This is a genomic window from Dolichospermum sp. UHCC 0260 (genome assembly GCF_009711985.1).
In the GTDB taxonomy this organism is placed as follows: domain Bacteria; phylum Cyanobacteriota; class Cyanobacteriia; order Cyanobacteriales; family Nostocaceae; genus Dolichospermum; species Dolichospermum lemmermannii.
Genome location: NZ_VIKZ01000038.1, coordinates 1 through 24,015, shown reverse-complemented (window position 1 = coordinate 24,015; position 24,015 = coordinate 1). Strand labels below are relative to the sequence as shown.

The window sequence follows — 24,015 nt, the reverse complement described above, 5'->3', positions numbered from 1 at the left end:
AAAATGTCTTGAGTAACTGATTCTGCAAGGAGCATGAGGAACGCGGCATGAACCAGGCTAACAACGTACTCGATAATATTTATCAGCCTGACCTAGAAATGATAAATCCGCCTGAGATCGAATTACAAGCACTCTTAATAGAAGAACAAGAGGACTTATTGCTGACTGATGACGGCGAAATTGATGATTTTTTAGAGCCTCAGTCTGATGAGGACGACGCAAAGTCTGGAAAAGCCGCTAAATCGCGTCGTCGGACACCAATTGCCAAGAAAAAGCACTACACCGAAGATTCCATTCGTTTGTATTTGCAAGAAATTGGGCGGATTCGTTTGTTACGCGCAGACGAAGAAATTGAATTAGCGCGGAAAATTGCTGAATTACTGGAACTAGAACGAGCGAGGGAAAGGCTTTGTGAACGCCTAGAACGCGATCCTAGAGACAGTGAATGGGCAGCAGAAGTATCGTTACCATTACCGACCTTTCGTTATCGGCTGCACGTTGGCCGCAGAGCGAAGGACAAAATGGTACAATCTAACCTGCGGCTTGTAGTTTCCATTGCCAAAAAATACATGAATCGGGGCTTGTCCTTCCAAGACTTGATTCAAGAGGGTAGTTTGGGTTTGATTCGTGCCGCTGAAAAGTTTGATCACGAAAAAGGCTATAAGTTTTCTACCTACGCTACATGGTGGATACGTCAAGCAATTACAAGAGCGATCGCTGATCAGTCCCGCACTATCCGGTTACCAGTTCATCTCTACGAAACCATTTCTCGGATTAAGAAAACCACCAAACTCCTCTCCCAAGAAATGGGACGCAAACCCACAGAAGAAGAAATTGCGACTCGCATGGAAATGACCATCGAGAAACTGCGGTTTATTGCTAAATCTGCCCAGTTGCCAATTTCCTTAGAAACACCTATCGGTAAAGAAGAAGATTCCCGTTTAGGTGATTTTATCGAATCTGATGGCGAAACACCAGAAGATCAAGTTTCTAAGAACCTGCTGCGGGAAGACCTAGAAAAAGTTCTAGATAGTCTCAGTCCCCGTGAAAGAGACGTTCTCCGACTTCGCTATGGTTTAGATGATGGTCGCATGAAAACTCTGGAAGAAATCGGCCAGATTTTCAATGTTACCCGCGAACGCATTCGCCAAATCGAAGCTAAAGCACTCCGTAAACTACGCCATCCTAATCGGAATAGTGTACTGAAAGAGTATATTCGTTAATTGTTAGGGGTGGGTATGAACCTGCCCCCAGCATTAACTACATCTTGCCTTGCTGCATAACTTCTTGCAGATGATGACGAATTTCGTGTGCTTGTTCAATTTCTGATTGCCGTAATTTTTGGAACAGTTCTACACAGGGTTGAGAATTAGCTTCCGACACGAGCGGTTTTAACCGCTGTGGATATTAAAATTGAAACCAGATTTTTGATTGGAATCTGGAAACCAACTCCCATTTCTGGGGTAATGTTAGCTAGATGCCTCCGGCACGCTGGCGCGAACGACCAGTTATAAGAGCTTGTTAGACTTGCAACACTGTTCCAGTGACCTTAGAACTGTTTAATCACAAGCGACAGAGCAGGGAACTAGCTACGCATTCCGGGGTGTCGTGACTCAAATAACGGCTACCCTTAGACTAGGCTCAGGGTGGTCTGGTCAGTACGGCTTGCTTGATTTCTCTTACAAGCCCAGTCCCTTTAGGGTTGGGTTACTGACAAGCTTGAACTGCTACCGATTTAGTATGCAGCACACTAATAAAATCAAACTCTAAGTTACTAATGGGTTCTTGAGTTTTGGTTTTAGTCATTTTTCGACTCTGTTGGTTATTTAATTAATTTCTACTTATTCCCTGAGATTTATTCATCTGTCTAAAAGCTGATAAAATTCTCTGTTGTGAGCAATACTATTGCCAATTTTCCCAAATATGTCTGAAACCCAATAAAATCGTGACGATATCAATAGGGTTTCAGGGTTTTGGCAATAGTATTGAATGAGTTGACCAAAATCTTCGGCTCTTCGGTACTTGTTATGCTAAACCGAGAAATTGAGAGAAGGGAACTCTTAACAGGGAACTCTTAACAGGGGAAAAATTTTAATTTTCTAGTTTTTTAATAAGACTAATAATCATTCTACTTTCTTCTTTTAATAAATTAAGAATCATTTCTACATCTTTTTCTGAACATAATCCTACTCGGTGAGATAAAATTAGATGAGTTTCTAATTCATTAACTGACCCTTGAGCTATGTTTAAAAATCTTATATATTCTCCTCTATATCTTCGTCCATATCATAAGAGATATATTAGCACCGAATAGATACAGCACTTCTTCTAATTTGTTGAACCATACTATATAACTCATCTTTGGGAAAAAGTTTAGTGAGGAAATAGCATCTTTGAGCAATATCCATTCCTTTTTGCCAAATTATTAAGTCTTTAAAGTCATTAATATCTGACATTCTTCCTGTTCCCTGTTAAGAGTTCCCTGTTCCCTCCAGTTTAGCATACTAAGTCCGGTAGAGCCAAATCTTCTTGCTGTTATCAAGTATAGACTTGACAATAATCACTGTTTTAGTATAAAGTTCTTAGAACGCAGTATCAAATGAGTCAATTATCCATGAAGGACAAGAACACCATCTCTACCGACCACTGATCAAACTACCCGATTCTTTCATCAAAGAAGGCCGTTACAATTCAGTATTTGATGGGCATATATTCCACACACCAGAGACGGAAGGATCTCCCGGCGCTGGAATATTCTTCCGACGAGTAGACATGTAGTATACAACAATTGAACAGACATCATGAGCCGAATTAATCATGAAATTCAGTCACAACATCTTGATGTAAAGACGACAAATATGGATCAAGTTAATAATTTGTCTGGAACAACGGTTTGGTTTACAGGCTTAAGTGGTGCAGGAAAAACTACCATTTCTCAAGTAGTTGAACAGGTCTTAAGAAGCGAAGGATACCGAGTTGAAAGATTAGATGGCGATATTGTTCGTCAGTTCTTGTGCAAGGATTTAGGCTTTAGTAAAGCTGAACGTGACGAGAACGTAAGACGAATTGGCTTTGTAGCACATCTGCTTACCAGAAATGGGGTGATTGTCTTAATCTCTGCAATTTCGCCTTACCGAGATATTAGAGCAGAAATGCGACAAAACATTGGTCAGTTTGTAGAAGTGTACGTAAATGCGTGTTTAGAAACCTGTGAAAAACGTGATGTCAAGGGTTTATACCGCAAGGCGCGAACTGGGGAAATTAAGAATTTCACCGGCATCACCGATCCTTACGAGCCACCCTTGAATCCAGAAATCACTTGCTACACTGATTGCGAGTCAGTAGATGAAAGTGCTGCCAAAGTAATTCAATAAAAATTGGCAATTTAGCGATTATCCGTACAATAATAAGATCCTGGATTTACCTGATTGTGAATCATCCCCTAAAGAAGTTTTTAATCACCATTTTCATAGTCATTTCTCTCAAGATTTTCTCTATAGCATAGACAATAATTATGAGAACTGGGAAAACCCGGAACCGAATGAGAGGTTTTGGTTTAGATGGATTACGGGTCATCAAACAATGTTCATATTTTGGTTTTTTCTCTCCTCTGAATTGATGGATATTGTTAATACCAACGAGGTAGGAATTATAGAGCAAAAACTCAATCTCTGTTGTAAATTATTCCAAGGGTGTTATGTTTTATTTGAATATGCGGGTTCTTGCTCTGTGGATTTTTATGGCAGCAACACTAGACCTTGGATGGCTCTTTTTCACAAAGGCTTTAGTGGAAAATGGTCATCAGATTATCAATTAATTCCTCGTCTCGTTGATCACATTATCAAATCCCACTATCCTGAAGAGTTAAAAACATCTCAGAAGGCATTCAAACAGGCTTTTATTGAGAGTCAAAAAAATCATTACGGCATTGCTAAAAGGCTAATCCCTTCCAATGGATCTTTATCAAAAGAATTCAAAGATGCTCTATCATCTTCTGAAATTACCAAAGAGCAACGCACCCTTTATGACTATTTCTTTTTAGTCAAACGAAGTTCTCAACCAGAATATCCATTATTCTTGAGTTTAAGCGATCGCATCAAGGCAATTATTCTAGATTTAACCCTAAATGGGTTGCACCCAGAAATCTTGTCAGATGCCGATGATTCGCAATGGAGAGAAAAACAAATCTCAAAATACCAAGAGGAAACACCCCAAGATATACTGTTTAAAACAGCAACTGCTTTATATTTTGCAAAATATTCAGCGCAACTTATACCCATTGAAAATTAAATTTGTATCATGGTTGATTTAACTCTAGAAATCGCAAATACTGTGGCACGCGCAGCACTGGCTAAAGCGCAAGAATTAGGTGTATCTATTACTGTCTCGATTGTTGATGAATCAGGACGACTGGTTCTCTGTATGCGTGGAAATAACCTTTCTTTTCTCACGCCAGAATTTGCCCAAGCTAAGGCTGTCGCAGCCGTAGCATTCCGAAAAGGTACCGATGAACTGGCTATTAGTCGGGAGAAATTTCCTGCTTTCTGGGGTACTGTTCCCTCGATCGCATCAGAACCCCTTTTACCGTCTAAAGGAGGAGTCCCTTTAAGGGTTAATGGCCATGTTATTGGTGCTGTAGGGTGTAGTGGTGCAAGTTCTGAGGACGATCATGAATGCGCGATCGCGGGCGCTTCAAAGGTGGAATAAAAATGAGATCAAACGTAAAAAAAGAATATAAAGATTTGCCTATTGCGGGAATCTCTTTAAGTAACTGGGTACGATTGCTAATTGAAAATCAAGGAGTAGACAGGAAGTTTTTTGAAAAAGCCTTTTATGTCTCAAGTGAAAGCTGTAAAACGCTTCCTCTCAGAGTTCTAGAAAGCTTAAAGTATGAAGAAAAAATAAATAATTGCGAGGTTAAAAATCCTCCTATATTTATATTAGGATACTTCCGAAGTGGCACGACTTACTTCAATCGGCTCATGGCGAAAGATAAAAACTTAGGATATATCACAAGGGCGCAGGTTAATACCGGAAGCTCAGAAATATATTTAGCTAGTGACAAAGTTGTTCAGCAGAGAGCTAGTGCGACTTTTCCCTTGGCGAAAGAAATCGATTCCGTAATTTTACAAGCTGATGATCCTGGTGAAGAAGAATGGGCTTTGGCTAATTCATTTCCTTATACTTATGCTGTAGGATTCTATTTTCCGAGAAACTTTAGGAAGGCTGTCTCTCAAGCCCTGTTCTTAGAAGATACAGATAACAGAATAAAGAATCAATGGAAAGAAAGCTATCAAAGGTTAATCAAAAAGATAACTTTAGGTGTACAAGGAAAAAGATTGATTCTCAAGAATCCTCCCAATACTGGCAGGATTAAAACCTTGTTGGAACTTTTCCCTGACGGTAAGTTTATTCATCTGATGCGAGATCCTTTTAAGGTATATGCCTCTAACCTAAATATGAGAAAAAAATATTTTCCTCTGTATGGTTTTCAAACTATATCAGAAGCAGAAATTTCGGAGGACATTTTGTGGTCTTATCAAAAGATAATGGGTAAGTTCTTGGAAGATAAAAATACTATTCCTCCTGAGAACTTAATTGAGATTAAGTATGAGAATTTTCTAGGAAATGAGATGGAATATATGGAAGCAATTTATAGACAGTTTGACATAGCAGGTTTTGAAGAAGCATCGCCCACCTTTCGAGAACATATTAGTGAGGAGAAAGAGCAGTATCTTCGGTTCAAGTCTCAAAATAAACCAAATCCCTTGGATTTACAGATGAAAAATAGAATCTCTGAGGATTTAGACTTTGCGATTCGCTATTGGGAAAATATGTAGAATAAGTGTTTAATTTTTTCGTCCAATTCAAGAGGGACAAAGAGTGACTCAAATACATCTCAGTGAGACAGAGAGCAACGTTAAAATCAATGCTTTAGCTAAGAATTCAATTGTAATTATAACATTGAAAATTGTAGAGATTATTTTAGGATATCTTGTACAATTCTTCTTAGTAAGGTGGATGGGGACAGAAGAATATGGAATCTATGAATATGTCATTTCTTGGTCCTTAGTTTTAGCAATACCTGTTAGTTTTGGATTACCTCGTGCCGTGTTGCGCCTGCTATCGGAATACCGCGTCCATCAGGAATGGGGAGAATTATGGGGCTTGCTCTTGAGTAGTTGGCAATTTACCGTAGCGATAGGTCTGCTGTTTGGTTTAGGAGCCACAGGAGCAATTTCTTTGATTAATCAACATCATAGCTTTATGTACGCTTCTGTCTTAATAGTAGGGGTCTGGCTAGTACCACTACAAGCATTAATACAACTTCAAGAAGATATGGCTCGCGGGGCAGATGATATTCCCCTGGCTTATACTCCCTCAAAGGTTCTGTGGCCTATCCTACTGCTAGGAGGAGGATTTGTCCTTTTTAACCAAAACCAGGCATTGAGCAGCATTTCTGTAATACAAACATCCATTTTTACATTACTACTAGTAGCAGTCTTTCAAGTGTCGTGTTTATGGTCAAAATTTACCGATCAACTTGGTGTAATAGAACCCATTTATAAGCACCGTCAATGGTTACTAACGGCGATCCCATTATTGTTAGATCGAACTTTCTTAATCCTATTAACACAAACAGATATTATTATGGTGGGATCTTTTATAGGAGCAGATGCTGTTAGTAACTATAGTGTAGCGAGTAAAATAGCATTTTGGACAAGTGCTGTTTTACAGACTCTTAACTTAGCTGTGGCTCCTGCATTTGCCATTCTTTATAAAAAAGGCTATCGGGAAGATTTGCAAAAAGTTATCTCCGAAGTAATGATTTGGATTTGTGTCCCATCTCTTATTATTGCCATGACCACAGTAATTTTTGCCAAGCCCATTTTAAGCACTTTTGGACCAGATTTCGTGACAGCCCATTGGACTCTTAAGGTTCTTGTTGTGGGAGAGGTTATCAGCGTCCTACTAGGTCCAGTTGGAACTTTAATGACAATGACTGGTCATCAGAATAGTTCAGTCATTGTTTCAGGCGTTTGCGCTCTTACTAACTTAGGATTAAACGCAATTTTAATCCCCCAGTACGGAGGGTTAGGGGCGGCTATCTCAACTGCGTTAACACTTATTATTTGGAATAGTTGGCTTGCCATTCTAGTATTGATAAAGATCAAGGTCAATCCTTCGGTTTTGGGAATACTAAAAAAGTGGGATATGGAGGAAGTCTGAAGTTATGGGAGTGCGAATTGATTGTGAAGCGCCAGCGGGAATAATCGGATTATAAGGAGAGAGGAGTGATGATTCAGTGGCCAGTGCTAGGAGGTCTTAGGTTTTTTCTCGCATGGGTTGTCCTTTGCAGCCATCTGCGCCATTCTGTTCCCGCTGGTGATTTACTGATGTCATTTCAGAACTTCAATAATTTTTCAGCTGTTCTAGGCTTTTTGCTAATTTCAGGATTTTCGATTGCCCACTCTGTTTCAAAAGCGACTGAGGGGTTCTATAGACGCAGATTCATCAGAGTCTATCCGCTGTATTTAGCCGCAATCATCATATCGCTCATTCCTTTTTTCTTAGTCAGCTCGCCTATTACATCCTTGGACTCCACTCAGTATAGTCAGCCAACTTTAACGAATTTAATTGGAAATCTAATATTTCTTCAGGGCTTCATCGTCTTTCCCCTTGGATCAAATAGCGTGGTTTGGACCCTGAGCGTTGAGATATTTTGTTATCTTCTAGCTCCTGTATTCATCAAGCTAAATTCCAAAATAATTTTGAGCTTAATTGGTATATCCGCTGGAGCCTACATTCTATTTTCTCAGCTAAAGCCTCCTGATGCAAATATTGCGTTCCTGCGCTATGGATTACCGCTAATTTTGCTGCTCTGGGCGTGGCTACTAGGATTCTTCTACTTTCTGAATGCCGAAAAGCCATTAGCCAAAGCGCTGATGATTGGCTTGGGCTGTCTTTTACTAGAATTCCACAGCGGCAGAATTGGCGATTTTGACAGCTTTACCTATGTCATTAGCGCTTTAGTTTTAATCTATTCGGGTTCGATTCAACTTTCCGAACCTATACTCCGAGCATTTAACTACCTGGGAGATTTATCTTATCCACTTTATCTGTTTCATTCACCAGCTATTCTTTTTGGCTATGCGGTACTCGGCTTGAGAACTTCTTGGTCTTTAGTCTTGCTAGCATTGATCAGCTCAATCTTTTTCTATCATCTTATTGATCAACCAGTCCGCATCAAAAAAAATCAAAAGCTTGCCTAAGTGGAGGAATCTATGCATGGTTGTGAATTCAAAACCCGCAAATTCATAGAAGAAGTTTTAACTTTTGTTAATCGACCCAAACTTTGGTAAAATAACCATTAGAAGTTATTAATTATTATGCCAGTTACCCTTATTGAATTAAGTCAATCTATCAATCTCGAAGACAAACAACAGATGGTTACATTTGTACATACAACCATGGTTGAAGTTCTCAAAATTCCAGAAAGCGATCGCTTAGTTAGAGTCATAGAGTACGATAGCAATAATTTTTATCCTCCCCTTAATGCGTCGGATAAGTATGCTCTTATTACAATTTCTATGTTTCCAGGGCGATCTCTTGAATCTAAAAAACTCCTTTACCAAAAGCTCTGTCAAGGTTTAGAAACATTTGGATTTTCCCCTACAGATACGAGAATTATTATTAACGAAATACCTGCTGAAAACTGGGGATTACGAGGGGGAATTTCCGGTGATGAATTGCTCTAAAATGCCCATTACAGCGGTTTCCGCTCTTATGAGGTACATCTTAGCCCCCTCATCGCTTGCGGGGAGGGGGTTGGGGGTGGGGTTCTTGTACCTCATAACATCGGGAAGTGCTGTAAATCATGATAAATTGATAATATTCTCTACTTTTGACAGCAATATATTCAATCAAATCACTATTATTTATCTCAACTGAAGGAAATCTCAAATGAGAAATCAATCTAAAATTTTGTTTTGTTGCAAGCTGACTGTTCTTTATCTTCTTGCAAAACTAAAGTTTCTTCATGTTCTGTTACCCAAAGAATTGAAAAATGAATTGCCAATTGATTGGAATAATCGAATGTTTTGGACAGCTTTCCAGTCTGGAGGTCAGAAAATTTATTTTGATTACTACAGCGAACTGAAAAAACCTGTTTCTTATGAACCCAAAATAAAAGTTGATTCTGAGTTGCAATTCACCGAAAAGGATCTTAAATTCTTTTACGATAATGGCTACCTCGGTCCCTTCGATTTAATCTCTCCAGATGAAGCTAAAGCATTACAAGAACATTTAGTTAATCTTTATAATAAGGAATCTAAAATTTATTCTTATAGCAGAGGAGATTATGAATTTGATGATCCTACTGATCCAGATTTAGCAAAAGTAATACAATTAGAGTCGGTCAAACGACAGGGACATGATCGCCATCTGGAAGATCCTACCCTCTTGAATTTGTTTAAAAGACCAGAAATTACTGAGCGATGCGCTCAACTTTTGGGATCAGATCTAATTTTATGGTACTCTCAATTTTTCCAAAAACCTCCTCATAGTAATAAAACAGAATTGCATCAAGAATCAACTTGGTTATCTTTTGACCAGAAAAGATCGATTCTCCATCCCGAAGATTCTGAAGAATTGTTTCAAGTAAGCTGTTGGATTGCTCTAACTGATGCGACCAAGTACAACGGATGTATGACAGTAGTTCCAGGGAGTCATTGGGAAATATATCCCGTCCAACTGAGTACGGCCCAAACAACAACGGGATACGGGGCTTATCAAGGAACACTTTGTTATCCCATTGACGAACAAAAAGTCAATTTAATTGAAATGAAAGCCGGACAATTTTTTATCTTCACCGAGCGAGTTATTCACGGTTCAGTGGATAATGTCTCAGATGATTGGAGATGGGCTGTTAACGGTAGAATTGCGAAAACAAATACAAAAGTTTTCACTAAAGAAATGCTAGAAGAGAATCTGGAAATCAGCATTTATCGCATTAAAAAATTTAAGCTAGATAACTGGAAAGCTGTTCTTTTACGAGGGCAAGATCGTTTTGGCTATAATCGATTACTTTAGAAGTGACCAGTCTTTTTTTTATGAGGCAAGTATTGAAAATATAGAGAATGTTGAAATTTTACTGCGGCGAAGAAACAACATTTTCAATAAAATCATACAAATTTTGGATGAATTTTTCTTGCCTCGTAGAAATTGATTCTAATGTAGCATAAGCAGATTGCTGGCAGCGAATGGCGTTACTCTGAGAAAAAACATTTGGGTAGGTTTGAGCCGCAAGTGCATCAAATATTACAGTATTATCAGAACAGGATAGCCATTTGATTAAATCTTGCTCATCAAAAACTCTACCAATACAGGTATTAACCAGAATAGCTTGACGACGTAGATAAGAAAAATCTTTTGTAGTTAACGCTCGAACATGAGGAGGAACGTGTAAAGAAATAATATCACTTTGAGATAAAAGTTGTGGCAAGTCTGCGTACTTTAACTGATGATTTTCTAGAGTAGGTTTGCGATTTTTGCTGTAGTATAAAACCTGCATTCCCATACTAATTGCTAACCGAGAAAGAGACATTCCCACATTTCCCATTCCCACAATACCGAGAGTTTTACCGTGAAGTGAATAGGGAAACTCTGGCCAATCATTTCTTAACAAACCGCGAACTAAAGCACCAACTACTAAGATAACAAATTCAGCCGTTTCCCGATCACAATAACCAACAACTTTAGACACACAAATTCCCAATTGAGTCGCCATATCTAAATCAATATTATTCAAACTTGAACCATAAACTCCGACATATTTGAGTTTCTTGGACTCAGTTAAAAAAGAAGCATTGATGTTGATGCGAATGCTAACGAGCAAACAATCAGTTTGATGAATAATCGTTTCATTTGTGTCTTCAATCTTCTCAAAAATAATAATTTCTGCTTGGGATAGCTCTTGAAAGCGATCAAGAATTGGTTCGGGAAGTTCCGCTATACCAATAATAGTAATTCGATTAAATGTAAATTCTTTGGACATACCTCGATTAAATCCAAATAGATCGATGACAATTGAATTAGGTTTGCGATCAGACTATTTACTATGATACCATAGAGATTGAATATAGAAAATAAGTCAACCATGAGCGATCTTTCTCCATTTTTGGATCTTACGCATAAAAACGCAATTGTTTGTGGCAGCACATCAGGAATAGGTCAAGCAACAGCAATAGTTCTTGCTAATTTGGGTGCTAATATTACCCTCATTGCCCGCAATGAAGAAAAGTTAGCAATAATGGCTAACGAACTAGATAATAAGTTAGGACAAAAACACGATTACATCGTAGCAGATTTTTTGCAACCAGAACAATTAAAAACACAAGTTGATCGCTATTTAGCAGACAAAAAAACTATTCACATCCTCATCAATAATACGGGTGGACCTCACAAAGGAGAAGCAAATACAGCCAAAGTATCAGATATTCAAGCAGCTTTTGCTCAACATTTAATTTGCAATCATTTGTTGACACAAGCAGTGGTATCAGGAATGAAAAAAGTTGCCTATGGTAGAATTATTAATATTACCTCTTATGAAGCAAAAGAACCGGTTGGAGCTAGAGGAATTTCTGCTACAATGCGAGGGGCTATTTCCAACTGGGCAAAAACAATGGCTAACGAACTTGGCAGGTATGGCATCACTGTTAACAATATACTGCCTGGAGTTGTAGAAACAAGGCGATTATCTTATCGAATTCAAGAGGAAATTGAGAAGACAGGCAAAACTAAAGAAGAAGTAATGCAATATTTAACATCTCCTATTCCAGTGGTTAGATTTGCTCAACCCGAAGAAATTGGTTGGGCAATAGCCTTTGTAGCATCTCCTCTTGCTGCTTATATAAATGGTATTAATCTACCTGTTGATGGCGGTATAACTAAATGTTTATGACTTCTAGAAAGTAAGTTATAAAAAAAGTTTTTTGTTAGAGTTTATACTCTACTATTAGCGTCATCAAAAAATATCAAAAACAGACTTTAACCTTTATCAAAAACCGTTTTATTTATGATAGTTCAATCGAATACAATAGACGTAGCAATTATTGGTGGTGGAATTTCAGGAATATACTCAGCCTGGCGTTTAGCGAATGAAAAGAATGATTTAAAGATCAGCTTATTTGAGAGTAGTGAGCGACTAGGAGGTCGTTTATACTCTGTAGCTATACCTGGTATTCCTGAGCGCATAAGCGAATTAGGTGCAATGCGTTATCGCAGCAATCAATTAATCATTAATAATTTAATCGAGAAGATGAATTTAACTTCTGTTAAATTTGAATCAAGTTCTGGGGAAAATCTTCTGTATTTAAGAGGAAAGCACTTTAAACATCAAGACTTTTATTCTTCCTCAGAAATTCCTTACAATCTCCATCAAGATGAACTCGGAAAAAATCCAACAGAATTGTTAGCCACAGCGATTGAAAAATTTGTTCCTGATGCGAAAAAAATGTCCTCAGAACAGTGGAATCAGCTAAAAAAATCTTTACTAATAGATGGCGAATCTATTCATAATATAGGCATTTGGAATTTACTTTTTAGAAGCTTGAGTGTTGAAGCTTACAACCTTTTAGTAGATGCTGGCGGCTATTGTGCAAGTCTTACTAATTGGAATGCTGCCGAAGCTCTCCAATGGTTTATGATAACTTATGGTGAAAAAACTGAATACCGCACAATACTAGAGGGGTTTCAATCTCTTACCCTCCGATTAGCAGAACAATTTATTGATCGAGGAGGAGTAGTCCAAAAAAATCAGCAATTAGAGACTTTTAATTGTCTAGACTATAACGAAGATAATAATAAACTAATAAAATTAATTTTTACTGATCAAATAAATGGCACTACAAATGTCCTTTACACGAAACACTTAATTCTAGCTATTCCGCAATATCCCTTGAAAGTTTTAAGTGAAAAAACTGATTTTTTTGAAGAAGATATCAAGCAAGATATTGATTCTGTGATAGCACAACCTGCCTACAAACTATTTTTAGGTTACGAAAGACCTTGGTGGAAAGACTTGGGATTAGAATATGGCCGTTCAGATACAGATTTACCCATTAGAGAAGTTTTTTATGCAACCGTAAAAGCTAATTCCCCTAAAATTGAACATCAAAATAATCTTAATTCATTTATTTTAGCTAGTTATCATCGAGGGTTTAATCAAGCGATGAGTTTTTGGCAACCATTGATTGAAGGGAAACCCTATCTAGGGACAAAAAATCCGTTCTCCAACTCAACTGGTTTGGATGGACTATGGGCAACAAAAAATATGGTATTAGCCGTTCAAGATCAGCTAAAAGAGTTACATCAAATAGAACATATTCCTCAACCTTATATTGCTGTGTTTAAAGATTGGTCAGCTAAACCTTTTGGTGGAGGGTTTCATTTTTGGAAAACTCATATTAAACCTTGGGAGGTTGCTAAAAGACTTCGACGACCAAAACAAAATGAAAATGTTTATCTTTGTGGTGAAGCCTATGCTGCTAGTGAACAAACTTGGGTAGAAGGGGCTTTAAAAACTACAGAGTTAATGCTTCAAGAAAACTTCAAGTTAGAAAAACCAGAGTGGTTATCCCAATCTTATAAGCTTGATTAAATTTAATCCATATTTTCTTTTTCCTTCCCCAAATTTTCCTTCTATTCTATTTCTTATTAATTGATCATCATTTAATAGAGATTCCCCGCATACAGGACAGACATATTGTTGCCTTTGGGCTATCTTCTGCCTACTTTTGATTAATTCGGATTTAGTTTTAGCTGCCTGCCGTTTAATCCAGTAGTCTCTTAATTTGGGGTCATCGGGTGATGATTTGCCCCTAACAAGAATGTGCCTTTCAACCTTGAACCAGGAAAATTTCAACAGATAGGCTCCGGTTTGTTTATTGCCGAAAACCCATCGGTCAAATGGTCTATCAAGATTTAAATTCCCCCAGTATTTCGCCTTACGCCAGCTATCAGATTTATTTCGATGAGTGCGTTTGGCATACATTTTCTGCTTCTCATATAACCAGTGGTCAAGAGAATTGAAAATTTTTGAGGAAACCGCAGTTGGTTGAGTCGAGGGGGAATATTATTTCCCGCCCCTCTCAGTTAGATCCGGACGTGCCACTTTCACGGCATCCGGCTCCCGATGTTCTTAGCTTTCGCGTTTGCTCATGTGAGTATAATCGTGGCAGCTTTCGTGAATTGCTAGAAGGTTTTTAGGCTGTCGTGGTTTTCGATATGTTCGTGAAATGTTAAAAATGCTTCCGGAACAACCAGAGCCTATTTTATTAGCCCAGATTTTTGCCAAGCTTACCTCTCTTGGTCGTGTTCACAATGCTCCTACAGCCGTTGAACCCTCGTAATTTGGCTACAGTATTGGTGAGTAGAGACGTTTTGTCAAAATGTCGCTACTTATTTAATTTTTGCGCTTCTTGTAATAACTGCTGGGAATTTTTCACCCATTGCAAATTACCTTGAATATTATATAAATCTTTAGAATATTGGAAGACTTGCACAGCTTCTTTATACTGCTTTAATTGCATAAAAACTAACCCTGCACCATAATAAGCATTAGCATAATTAGGGTTAGCTGCGGCTGATTTTCTGAAAGCTGCTAAAGCTTCGCTTAATTTACCCTGGTTAAATAAAATTGAACCAAGATTATAGTGTGCTTCTGCGTATTTAGGATTGATTTTAATTGCTTGATTAAAAGCTGCTTTTGCTTGCTCAATTTTCCTTTGTTGCAAATAACAGATCCCTAAATGATAGGCTGGTTCAGGAGCATTTTGACTCATTGTTCTGGCTTTTTGAAAAGAGGCGATCGCACTTTCCCAATTTTTTTCCTGTTCCTTAACTAACCCCATGTTATAGTGGGCAAAACCCAGATTTGGATTTAACTTCAAAGCCTGATTTAAATAATCTTGCGCCAATTTTAAATTATTTCCTTCTAATAATGCTGCACCTAAATTTGCAAAAGCTAAAGCAAATTGAGAATCGGCTTGGGTAGCTTGATAAAAAGCATCTGCCGCAGGTTGTAACCGTCCCGATTGTCGTAGTGCTAAACCCAAATTATAGTGCGCTGCTGCTAATTTAGGATCTAGTTTAATAGCTTGACGAAAAGCGGTAATTGCTGCTTCTAATTGTCCTAGTTGAATTGCTTGTAGTCCTTGATTTAACGATTCTGTAGCTGCTTTGCTATTTGAGTTTTGTGCCAGTATTAGAGTAGGGGGAGAATTGGAAAATACGGGTTGAATATTAATACTTAATAATAACAGACTGATTATCCCCAAAATAGGATATTTAATTAATGGTAATTTCATGGATTTATTTCGCGCAATCTCTCTTAGAGATCCCGCAGGGTAGGCACAAAGGAGCAAAGACGCAAAGGAAGATCAGGAAAAATCAATGTTGTTCTGGTAAACTTGGACTTTCGATAATTAATCATAAGACCTCGCGGTAAGTGGGAAACGAGCGCGTCTTTAGACCTGAGAGGGAAGCGACACGAGCGATTTTAATCGCCGTGGTCTTTTTAATTGGCATAACTATATCCATCCTTTTTATGAGTTGCTAAACAATATTTGTGACTAATTCCTTGAACTAATCCGCTATTGGTCGAGATATTAAAAGTTCCACTAGTTCTAATAGCAACTCTCCCAAAATATTCACCTACTTTCTTGCCCGCTGTTACTACTGCTTTTACAATGTCGCCAGTTTGAAAACCTTTAACAAACTTAAACCGTGGAACGTATCTAGAAGGAAAACCAAACTTGTCTGTTCTACAAGATTGTCTAGAACCGTGACCATTAGCAGCAATCAACAATGGTTTAATCCCCTTGATGGTTAGAATTGGGGTTGATTGACCAACACAAGCCGCATCAATCCAGTGAGTTTTTGCTAGATTTTGTTGACTACGATTAAACTTTGTTAAACCTCCTGAACCTGTTTCTACTGGTAGTCCTGTATCTTTCAAAACTCTAAATAATGCCCATCTAGTCGCGTTTACTGCGGCTGCATCAGCCAAAGGACGTTTAGCTTGTTTCAAGATTTTCTGTAATCTTGTTGGGTCTTTTTTGAGGAAGTCTTTAATATCCTTAGTTCCTTTTTTGGTATTACATTTCTCGCAACTCAATGTCAGATTTGTAATTGAATTACTACCTCCTTTTGCACGAGGATGAATGTGTTCTACTTGGAAGGGAACGTCTTTCACTCCACAGTAGGCACATTGTCTATTCCACTTTTCTAGTAAGTATTCTTTAGTTTCGTAACCAGCAAGAGTACCTTGCTGATACTCCTTACCTTGAATATCAGGATTAGCCATTAACTGCATATCAAACCGTACCAATTCTTGACTAATAGCTTCAATTGGTGCGAATTTCCGTAACTTCTTAACCCAAGTTTTGATGTTCTCAACTCGACTTTGTAAACTTGGTGCTAACCATCCATTTGGACGGGTTCTATTCAAGAATCTTGGTTGTCTATAACGGGTTTTCCTGGCACGTCTAGAACGTCTTAATTGTCGTCTAGAAGTTAAAGCATCTCGAATTACAAAACCTCTATGCTTTAATTCGGCTGCAAATACAACCTCTCCAGTCGAGTCGTTAACTAATGCCATTCCTGTGAATTTTGCACCAGGGTCAATCTTTAATCTTAGAGGTGATACTGGTGAATCTGGACGTGATTCTTTGAGGATAATTGTGAATGGGAATTGTCTGAATACGGCTGCTTTTTTGTTTCTTAATAGTTGTCTAGCTTGCGCTGGATGAATTGGATCTAATGGTCTTTTGTTTGTGTCTAATACTAATGTTTTGGACATAAGTCCCTCCATTTCTGGGTAATGTTAGCTTCGACCTGTTATAAGAGCTTGTTAGGCTGTAAGCACTGTTTCAGTGACTTTAAAACTGTTTAGCTTACAGCGACAGAGCGGGGAACTAGCAACGCATTCCGAGGTGTCGTGACTCAAATAACGGCTACCCTTCGACTACGCTCAGGGTGGTCTGGTCAGTACAGCTTGCAATTTCTTACAAGCTCAGTGGCTTTAGCCCTGAGTTACTGACTCAGTTTAAAAGGATTTGTAAACTTTACACCCTCAACAGTTGCACCTGATGGAAAATCTTCACTGTAAATTTCTTCAATTTGATTGAGTCTTGCTGTTGCCCAAATTTGCGCGTCCCAAAAACTAAAGTTATGGGTTTCTAGTCCACGAATCGCTTCTAGGGAGATTAATTTTGTCATATCAACAATATGGCAAATAGCTAAGTAGTTACGCATTCGCACCAATGCCTCAGCAGGAGTTAAAAGCGAGCGTCTAGTGCGGGTTGTAGCCATAAAAAACTCCCCTATCACCTGGGTACTAATTACTGCTTTCCCCGAACGAATTAACCTATCAACAACTGCGATCGCTTGTTCCTGTTTTGTGGTATCTAATGGATCGTAGATGTACACTAGAATATTAGTATCAATAAAAACTCTACCGTTCATAAAGGTCTTCCCGCTTCCAGTCTCTACCTCCAGCTTGAACAGGTCGAGTTTTGATTTGTGCAATAAATTCTCTTTCGGCTTCCCACAGTGAGATATCGGTTTGGGGGACAGTGATTTCACCAAGATGAAGGTCAATGGCTTGACGGATAATCTCGGCTTCACTTATACCTGTTTGTTGTGCAATCTCTTTGAGTAGATGTTCTTGACGTGGTTGGATATAAATCTGCTTGCGAATTTTGGTTGACACAATTTAGAAGTATATTTAGTGTATACATTACATTATACATTATTTATGGGAAAATTGTGATGCCTTCGTTAATTGAGGTGTTAGTTTTTTCCCTTGGAAGATCATCTGTAAAAACTTCTGGAAAAGCAAACTAAGCTCCTAATTTCTGTACCTAACTCAGATGAAATATGCTGTAAATTCTTCCTTATGTTATTCCAAAATTGTCGTTATCGGTTCTGAAAAGGGAGGAATACCTATTTTAATTCAGCCAGAGTCAGGAGTATCAAAACCTTAAAAGGTTCTCTATTTTTGGACTTTACTTTTCGTTACATATTACTCTTCGAGAAGCCGCTCCGCGTCTACGGTTTTTTCCGTTCACCTACTTAATTGATGTTGCTTAAAATCATAAATTACAATTCTGTATAAGGGTAAAGCATCATGCTAAACCCCTACAAAATCTAACTACAACTTTGTTCCACAATCAGAACAGAAATTATGGTTAGGTTGGTTTTGAGTCCCACAATTGCTGCAAGAAATTGATTCAACTGCGGTTCTTGGTGTTGGCTTAGGTAAACCAACCATTTGCGAGTTATTCTTACCAGGCGCTACCATGGGATAGCAATTTTCATCTCTGGTAATGTGGACATTCACAATTACAGGGCCATTGTGTGCCAGCATTTCGGCAATTTTATCTGCCAACTCTTCCCGCTTAGTAATTACCATCCCCTTGATGCCATAAGCCTGTGCTAAAAGCTCAATATCAGGCATTCCGACTTCCATGTTAGAAGATGAATAACGCTGTCCATAGAAGGCTTCCTGCCACTGCCGCACCATGCCCTGCCAACCGTTATTTAAGATCAAAGTCTTGACATTAATGCCATATTGTGCTAAAGTTCCCAACTCCTGCAAACACATTTGGAAACTGGCATCACCGCTGATACAGATTACTTCTTCGTCCGGGAATGCCACCTTTGCACCCATAGCCGCAGGAACACCAAAACCCATTGTTCCTAAACCCGCGCTAGAAATCCAGCGTCTTGGACCATTTTTGAGGAATTGGGCTGCCCACATTTGATGTTGACCAACATCTGTAGTATAAAATGCGTGGGGGGCTTGACTACCAACTTCAACAATTACCTCTTGAGGAGAAATGCTGTCGGCATGATGGGGGACAATTAAAGGATAATCTTGTTTCCAACTGTTAATTAAGTTTAACCATTCTTGGTTTTGGTTAGGTGTGGCTTTGGTATTTGCGTCTTGACATCGCCGTAATAAGTCTTTTAAGACGTTTTTGACATCCCCCACAATGGGAACTTGGGGAACGCGGTTTTTACCGACTTCTGCGGGGTCAATATCAATGTGAATGACTTTGGCTAAAGAGGCAAATTCGTCTAATTTACCTGTCACGCGGTCATCAAATCTCGCCCCAACACAAATTAATAAATCGCAATCTGTAACGGCAAAGTTAGCGTAGGCTGTGCCGTGCATTCCCAACATTCCCAAGGACAGGGGATGATGTTCATCAAATGCACCGATACCCATTAAGGTAGTAGTGACGGGGAGATTAAATAATTCTGCCAGTTGTTTGACTTCTTCGTGGGCATTAGCGGCGATCGCTCCTCCCCCAACATACAACAATGGGCGACGACTTTCTCTAATTAATTGAATTGCCGCATTAATTTGGCGCGGATTTCCCTTGACTGTGGGACGGTAGCCAGGTAACTTAATTGAACCCGGTGCCACAGGCACATAATCAAATTCTTCTAATGCTACATCTTTGGGAACATCAATTAAAACAGGTCCAGGTCTACCAGTGCTGGCAATGTGAAAAGCTTCAGCCACAATCCGCGCCATATCTTTGGCATCACGGACTACATAAGAATGCTTAACAATGGGTAAGGTAATTCCATAAATATCTGTTTCCTGAAAAGCATCTGTACCAATAGAAGCTCTTGGTACTTGTCCCGTAACCACAATCATGGGGATAGAATCCATGTAAGCCGTAGCAATACCCGTAACTAAGTTAGTTGCTCCAGGACCGGAAGTACCAAAGCATACTCCCACTTTACCAGTAGCCCGGGCGTAACCGTCGGCGGCGTGGGAAGCACCTTGTTCGTGTCTAACTAAGATATGTTTGACCGTACCCCCAGCTTCTATTTTATAGAGGTCATCATAAATCGGTAGAATCGCACCACCGGGATAACCAAAAATATGCTCAACACCATGACGGATGAGACTATCTATCAACGCGAAACCGCCAGATGCCCGTTTTGGTGAGGGAACTGACGAATTAGATACGGGAGACTGCTGATTATTTTCAGATTTTGGGAGACTGATTTGAGAAGACGAAACCACAGTTAACCTCAAAGTATAGCTAAAATTAACGCTTAGATTCTGTATTTAAAACTTCATTTTAATGTAAAAATTCTCACAATTGCAGAGAAAGCCGGATTTATTAGCGTTAAGAATGGATTATGATTGTACAATTTTTAGATCACATCTTGCAATACCCGCCGAGTATTTTGCCAAGTCCAGACACCAACAGCCCCGACAACTATACTCATTCCCAACAATACCGCTGATAATCCAAAGGCATTAACTAGCTTTGTGGTAATTAACAAGGGTGCTGTAAGAGCAATATTAATGGCATGATTTTGAAAGCCAAATACCTTACCGTGCATTTCTGGTGGTGTTTGTTGTTGAATCAAAGTTTGCATTGGCACGTTGACAAAAGCTGCACCCACGCCTAAGAAAATACAAAGTCCTAATGCTAGGGGTTGGTTATCAATAAAAATGAATAAACCTAATGAAACCGCCATCATCAAAAATCCGATTAAAGGCAAGGGTTTATGATGGAGACGATGACCAAAATTCCCCAAAATAGCCGCACCTATTACCATACCCACCCCAGCCGCAGCTACGAAAGAGCTAAATTCTTCTGGTGCTAAATGTAACCTAGCCGCCATACCAATGGCTAATTCTATCAGGGCGGCAAATACGCAGTATAATGTAACTATTTGTAGCATGGCATTCCATACCAGCCGATTTTGTTTGAGATAGCGTAGTCCTAACAAAAATTCAGCCCAGGGATTAATTGCGGCTGTTTCTTCGTGAATCCGTTTGTGTTCTTGAAACTGAATCGGCATCATAATCACGGCAGAAATTAGATATAAGCAGCCAACGACCAATTCTTTACCAAAGCCCTTATTAAAGGTTTCAAACCAATTCAACATCGGAGTAGCCACCGCATTACCAATAATTAATGCAGCCATCATTGTGCTGCTAAATAAGGCATTGGCAGCCATTAAACCTTCTTTTCTTACCAACAGGGGAATTGAAGCCTGTTCTGCTGGGGCAAAAAACTGGGTAACGGTGGAGATAGAAAAGGTGAAGAATAAAAGTATCCCAAATTCTCGTGGCAGGAAGGGAATTAACAGCATGAATATCCCCCGTACCACATCTGAACCCACCATAATCAGTTTTTTTGGCACACGGTCAACGATCACACCACCGGCAGAACCAAACAATATTGCGGGTACGGTAAATGCCATATACAAATAGAAGCGTGCATCACCGCCTATCTGATTCGGGGGTAAATAGAGTTGCAGTAAGGCAATCATTAAGACAAAGAATACCTTATCAGCTAATTGGGAAATTAGTTGACCAATCCACAGGAGCATAAAACCCCGGTTTTTCAGCAGTCCGGTAAAACCGTTATTAACAGCAGTAGGTTCAGTGGGAAACATCAGATACTTGGGAATGGGGAATAAATAGTCACTATTTCTCTTTATAGCGTTCTAAGAGGAAATTGAGAAATTCAGATGCACTGAGGTAGTTTTTGGTGGGAGAGAACCCCAATGATGGATTTACCCATTGGCCTGGGACAGATTGGGGGGAATGCCACATTGATAAATGGTCAACTGCTGGCTCGGCATAAAAGTTGTTTTCTCCCATACCGAGATAAGCTGAAGTCCAATGGGTGTAATAATCATGACTTAAACGATGAATCGGGAAATTGCCCGCTAAAGGGACTCCCCAACCATCAATAGCAATGAAGGCTTGCACATGACCGCCCAAAAGTTGCCACGCTGTGGCTGCACCTATACCGCCAATTACACCAGCACTAAAGCATAAGAATATAACAGGCGATTCTAGCTTATTACCAAGGCGATTGTGCAAAAAATGTAAAATATGAAATGTTGATAAAGTTAAATAACCCTGTTCCGGGAAAATCAGTATATCTACGGAGTTTTGATGACTTTGATTCAAGCACCCTTGGATAAAGCTTTTAGTTAATTCTGGTTCATGGATTCCCGGACAAATAATAATGGGCATTTATTTTTTATCTTTGAAAAGTCTGTAAAAAATTAAAGGTATTTTCGCGCAAAGACGCAAAGGAGCAAAGACGCAAAGAAAGAGATTAACTCAGATTGTGGTCTAATACATGAAAACTGCTGTAAGAATATATTACATGAGTGGTATAGTATTGACCTATTTATTCCTTGATAATGAGTTTTGGGACAACTTTAAACAACTGCCTAAATATGCTAACTAACAATTTATTAAATCTCCCTCTCATGGGTTGCGGTACTTGGGCTTGGGGGAATCAACTACTCTGGGGGTACGATGAAAGTATGGATAACCAATTACAAGAGGTTTTTAATCTCTGTATTGGCAATGGTATTACATTATTTGATACGGGTGATTCCTACGGTACTGGCAAGTTAAAGGGACGCAGTGAGTTACTTTTAGGAAAATTTGCCCAAGCATATCAAGGCTTAAATCAAGAGCATATTTGCATTGCTACTAAGTTAGCTGCATACCCTTGGAGATGGACTAGAAATTCAATTATATCAGCTTGTCATGCCTCGGCAAAAAGATTAGGACGCAATGTTGATTTGGTGCAAATGCACTGGTCTACTGCTAATTATGCACCTTGGCAAGAGGTGGGTTTATTAGATGGTTTAGGTGATTTATATGAGCAAGGTTTAGTTAAAGGTGTGGGTTTATCTAATTATGGTACAAAACGACTTTTATGGGTACATAAAAGATTTCAGGAAAGAGGTATACCGATTAAAACTTTGCAGGTACAATATTCGCTTTTATCTACTTATCCTGTGACGGAATTAGGTTTAAAGGAAGTTTGTGATGATTTGGGAATTGCATTAATTGCTTATAGTCCTTTAGGGTTGGGTTTATTAACCGGGAAGTTTTCGGAAAATGGCAGTTTTCCTAAAGGTATTCGCGGTTTTTTATGTAAGCAGCTATTACCAGGAATGAAGCCGCTTTTAGGCTGTTTGGGAGAAATAGCAAATACGAGAAATAAAACTATGTCTCAAGTGGCTATTAATTGGTGCATTAGTAAAGGCACAATTCCCATTCCTGGGGCTAAAAGTTTGAAACAAGCAAAGGAGAATATTGGGGCTTTGGGGTGGGTTTTGAGTGATGGTGAGGTGGTAGAGTTGGATAATGCTGCTGATAGGGTGGAGAAGAAAATGGTGCAGAATATTTTCCAGACAAGATGAAATTTCTTATAAATTGTGCAACACATAATATATATATGTTACACAATAATATAAAAACAGTATAGGACTCACGCATCAGTCACAGAATAACGATAGCGAAGCGTGGCGTTAGCCATACCACAGAGGCACAGAGGTCACAGAGAAATGCGAGTTTGAGAGGTATTTCGCGTAAGTCATAATTCATTTCAATCTATTTGGGTATCCAAATAAGTTTTCCTTTCTGACCAGGATAAGCAGATCCTTCTTTCATGCGCCACTCGAAATATACTTCAACTGGTATGTTCAGGTTTTTTGAGAGATGTAGAGTATTCCGCCATGCTAGATTTGCTTCTACTCCTTGGATCGAAATATCTATCTCTCGTAAGTAGTCGAAACCAGGGTCATTGCTCTCTCCCTTGACAACCCTTGCCAAACTAAGTTTTATTAGAGCTTCTGAAGATAAACCTTGTTTCCATGCAAGTATATGTGCCTCATCAAGTATTTTACTCCAGTTTGGCTGACGAATTTCCTTACCACCAATAACAGATCGAATAACCCTCGTATGGCGTAAATTACTAGATGCTTCAGGATCAAGAACTAAGAATTTGTTCTTCTATTTTCTCTGTGTTCTCTGTGCCTCTGTGGTTCGTTTTAAAAAAGAGTTGTAGGCTTAACTGAACCCTGAAAAATTACGACAACTCACCTTAAAACAAGAAAATTCCAGATAATTTCTGCTGCTGAGAATCAGATTGTTCCACA

The 24,015-nt window shown here is 38.9% G+C and carries 23 protein-coding genes and 3 pseudogenes; 13 read left to right on the top strand and 13 right to left on the bottom strand.

What is annotated here, in order from left to right:
• Positions 1-47 precede the first annotated feature (47 nt).
• Positions 48-1,223, top strand: a complete 1,176-nt coding sequence (gene rpoD, locus FJR08_RS15250; RefSeq protein ID WP_015081056.1) for an RNA polymerase sigma factor RpoD — start codon at positions 48-50, stop codon at positions 1,221-1,223.
• Between the two features lie 37 nt (positions 1,224-1,260).
• On the opposite strand, the gene FJR08_RS24045 is transcribed toward rpoD, so the two are convergent.
• The 3 genes from FJR08_RS24045 to FJR08_RS23670 all read right to left on the bottom strand — a co-directional run bounded on the left by FJR08_RS24045 (position 1,261) and on the right by FJR08_RS23670 (position 2,456).
• Positions 1,261-1,383 (bottom strand): hypothetical protein, encoded by a 123-nt coding sequence (locus FJR08_RS24045; protein WP_256369731.1) that lies wholly within the window; start codon positions 1,381-1,383, stop codon positions 1,261-1,263.
• Between the two features lie 708 nt (positions 1,384-2,091).
• Complete coding sequence (locus tag FJR08_RS23675) at positions 2,092-2,244, bottom strand: four helix bundle protein (protein ID WP_235335026.1); 153 nt, start codon at positions 2,242-2,244, stop codon at positions 2,092-2,094.
• A 56-nt stretch (positions 2,245-2,300) separates the two neighbouring features.
• Positions 2,301-2,456, bottom strand: a complete 156-nt coding sequence (locus FJR08_RS23670; protein ID WP_254435768.1) for a four helix bundle protein — start codon at positions 2,454-2,456, stop codon at positions 2,301-2,303.
• Between the two features lie 345 nt (positions 2,457-2,801).
• Here FJR08_RS23670 and cysC point away from each other — a divergent pair, with 345 nt between their 5' ends.
• From cysC to FJR08_RS15205, 8 genes are all read left to right on the top strand, one after another.
• Entirely contained in the window at positions 2,802-3,374 is a 573-nt protein-coding gene (gene cysC, locus FJR08_RS15240; protein WP_168633732.1) for an adenylyl-sulfate kinase, read from the top strand.
• 208 nt (positions 3,375-3,582) lie between these two features.
• Positions 3,583-4,290, top strand: coding sequence for a hypothetical protein (locus FJR08_RS15235; protein ID WP_168633731.1), 708 nt, complete (start codon positions 3,583-3,585; stop codon positions 4,288-4,290).
• Positions 4,291-4,299: 9 nt separating this feature from the next.
• Positions 4,300-4,707, top strand: coding sequence for a heme-binding protein (locus tag FJR08_RS15230; RefSeq protein ID WP_168633730.1), 408 nt, complete (start codon positions 4,300-4,302; stop codon positions 4,705-4,707).
• Between the two features lie 2 nt (positions 4,708-4,709).
• On the top strand, positions 4,710-5,840 hold the full coding sequence (locus FJR08_RS15225; protein ID WP_168633729.1) for a sulfotransferase: 1,131 nt from the start codon (positions 4,710-4,712) through the stop codon (positions 5,838-5,840).
• A 43-nt stretch (positions 5,841-5,883) separates the two neighbouring features.
• The gene (locus tag FJR08_RS15220; protein ID WP_168633728.1) at positions 5,884-7,230 is read left to right on the top strand and encodes a flippase; all 1,347 of its coding nucleotides are present in this window, start codon (positions 5,884-5,886) and stop codon (positions 7,228-7,230) included.
• Positions 7,231-7,298: 68 nt separating this feature from the next.
• Entirely contained in the window at positions 7,299-8,273 is a 975-nt protein-coding gene (locus tag FJR08_RS15215; protein WP_168633727.1) for an acyltransferase, read from the top strand.
• 117 nt (positions 8,274-8,390) lie between these two features.
• The gene (locus FJR08_RS15210; RefSeq protein ID WP_063871683.1) at positions 8,391-8,759 is read left to right on the top strand and encodes a tautomerase family protein; all 369 of its coding nucleotides are present in this window, start codon (positions 8,391-8,393) and stop codon (positions 8,757-8,759) included.
• 205 nt (positions 8,760-8,964) lie between these two features.
• Positions 8,965-10,092 carry a phytanoyl-CoA dioxygenase family protein gene (locus FJR08_RS15205; protein WP_168633726.1) on the top strand — a complete coding sequence of 376 codons (1,128 nt, stop codon included), beginning with the start codon at positions 8,965-8,967 and terminating at the stop codon, positions 10,090-10,092.
• A 58-nt stretch (positions 10,093-10,150) separates the two neighbouring features.
• On the opposite strand, the gene FJR08_RS15200 is transcribed toward FJR08_RS15205, so the two are convergent.
• Positions 10,151-11,056, bottom strand: a complete 906-nt coding sequence (locus FJR08_RS15200; protein WP_168633725.1) for a 2-hydroxyacid dehydrogenase — start codon at positions 11,054-11,056, stop codon at positions 10,151-10,153.
• A gap of 102 nt (positions 11,057-11,158) precedes the next feature.
• On the opposite strand from FJR08_RS15200, the gene FJR08_RS15195 reads away from it, so the two are divergent.
• Positions 11,159-11,962, top strand: coding sequence for an SDR family oxidoreductase (locus FJR08_RS15195; RefSeq protein WP_168633724.1), 804 nt, complete (start codon positions 11,159-11,161; stop codon positions 11,960-11,962).
• Positions 11,963-12,076: 114 nt separating this feature from the next.
• Positions 12,077-13,660 carry an FAD-dependent oxidoreductase gene (locus tag FJR08_RS15190; protein WP_168633723.1) on the top strand — a complete coding sequence of 528 codons (1,584 nt, stop codon included), beginning with the start codon at positions 12,077-12,079 and terminating at the stop codon, positions 13,658-13,660.
• Here the strand turns inward: FJR08_RS15190 and FJR08_RS15185 are convergent.
• Positions 13,634-14,098, bottom strand: a pseudogene (locus FJR08_RS15185) (group II intron reverse transcriptase/maturase); the annotation flags it as partial. The gene FJR08_RS15190 and the pseudogene FJR08_RS15185 overlap by 27 nt on opposite strands.
• Positions 14,099-14,270: 172 nt before the next feature.
• Between FJR08_RS15185 and FJR08_RS15180 the strand changes: the two are divergent.
• Positions 14,271-14,411, top strand: a pseudogene (locus FJR08_RS15180) (IS4 family transposase); the annotation flags it as partial.
• 45 nt (positions 14,412-14,456) lie between these two features.
• Here the strand turns inward: FJR08_RS15180 and FJR08_RS15175 are convergent.
• The 7 genes from FJR08_RS15175 to FJR08_RS15145 all read right to left on the bottom strand — a co-directional run bounded on the left by FJR08_RS15175 (position 14,457) and on the right by FJR08_RS15145 (position 22,087).
• Positions 14,457-15,368, bottom strand: a complete 912-nt coding sequence (locus tag FJR08_RS15175) for a lipopolysaccharide assembly protein LapB (protein WP_168633722.1) — start codon at positions 15,366-15,368, stop codon at positions 14,457-14,459.
• 209 nt (positions 15,369-15,577) lie between these two features.
• Positions 15,578-16,861, bottom strand: coding sequence for an RNA-guided endonuclease IscB (iscB, locus tag FJR08_RS15170; RefSeq protein WP_015081054.1), 1,284 nt, complete (start codon positions 16,859-16,861; stop codon positions 15,578-15,580).
• A 233-nt stretch (positions 16,862-17,094) separates the two neighbouring features.
• Positions 17,095-17,526 (bottom strand): PIN domain-containing protein, encoded by a 432-nt coding sequence (locus FJR08_RS15165; RefSeq protein ID WP_015081053.1) that lies wholly within the window; start codon positions 17,524-17,526, stop codon positions 17,095-17,097.
• Positions 17,516-17,773, bottom strand: a complete 258-nt coding sequence (locus FJR08_RS15160; protein WP_015081052.1) for a ribbon-helix-helix domain-containing protein — start codon at positions 17,771-17,773, stop codon at positions 17,516-17,518. The genes FJR08_RS15165 and FJR08_RS15160 overlap by 11 nt, the downstream gene beginning before the upstream one ends.
• A 441-nt stretch (positions 17,774-18,214) precedes the next feature.
• The gene (gene ilvB, locus FJR08_RS15155; RefSeq protein WP_148764448.1) at positions 18,215-20,107 is read right to left on the bottom strand and encodes a biosynthetic-type acetolactate synthase large subunit; all 1,893 of its coding nucleotides are present in this window, start codon (positions 20,105-20,107) and stop codon (positions 18,215-18,217) included.
• 134 nt (positions 20,108-20,241) lie between these two features.
• Positions 20,242-21,498 carry an MFS transporter gene (locus FJR08_RS15150; protein ID WP_015081050.1) on the bottom strand — a complete coding sequence of 419 codons (1,257 nt, stop codon included), beginning with the start codon at positions 21,496-21,498 and terminating at the stop codon, positions 20,242-20,244.
• A gap of 31 nt (positions 21,499-21,529) precedes the next feature.
• A complete protein-coding gene (locus FJR08_RS15145; RefSeq protein WP_168633721.1) occupies positions 21,530-22,087 on the bottom strand; it encodes a hypothetical protein in 558 nt (185 codons plus the stop codon).
• A 209-nt stretch (positions 22,088-22,296) separates the two neighbouring features.
• Here FJR08_RS15145 and FJR08_RS15140 point away from each other — a divergent pair, with 209 nt between their 5' ends.
• Positions 22,297-23,277 carry an aldo/keto reductase gene (locus tag FJR08_RS15140; protein WP_015081048.1) on the top strand — a complete coding sequence of 327 codons (981 nt, stop codon included), beginning with the start codon at positions 22,297-22,299 and terminating at the stop codon, positions 23,275-23,277.
• Positions 23,278-23,467: 190 nt separating this feature from the next.
• Here the strand turns inward: FJR08_RS15140 and FJR08_RS24270 are convergent.
• A pseudogene (locus tag FJR08_RS24270) lies at positions 23,468-23,845 on the bottom strand (T4SS efffector SepA family protein); the annotation flags it as partial.
• Between the last annotated feature and the right edge of the window lie 170 nt (positions 23,846-24,015).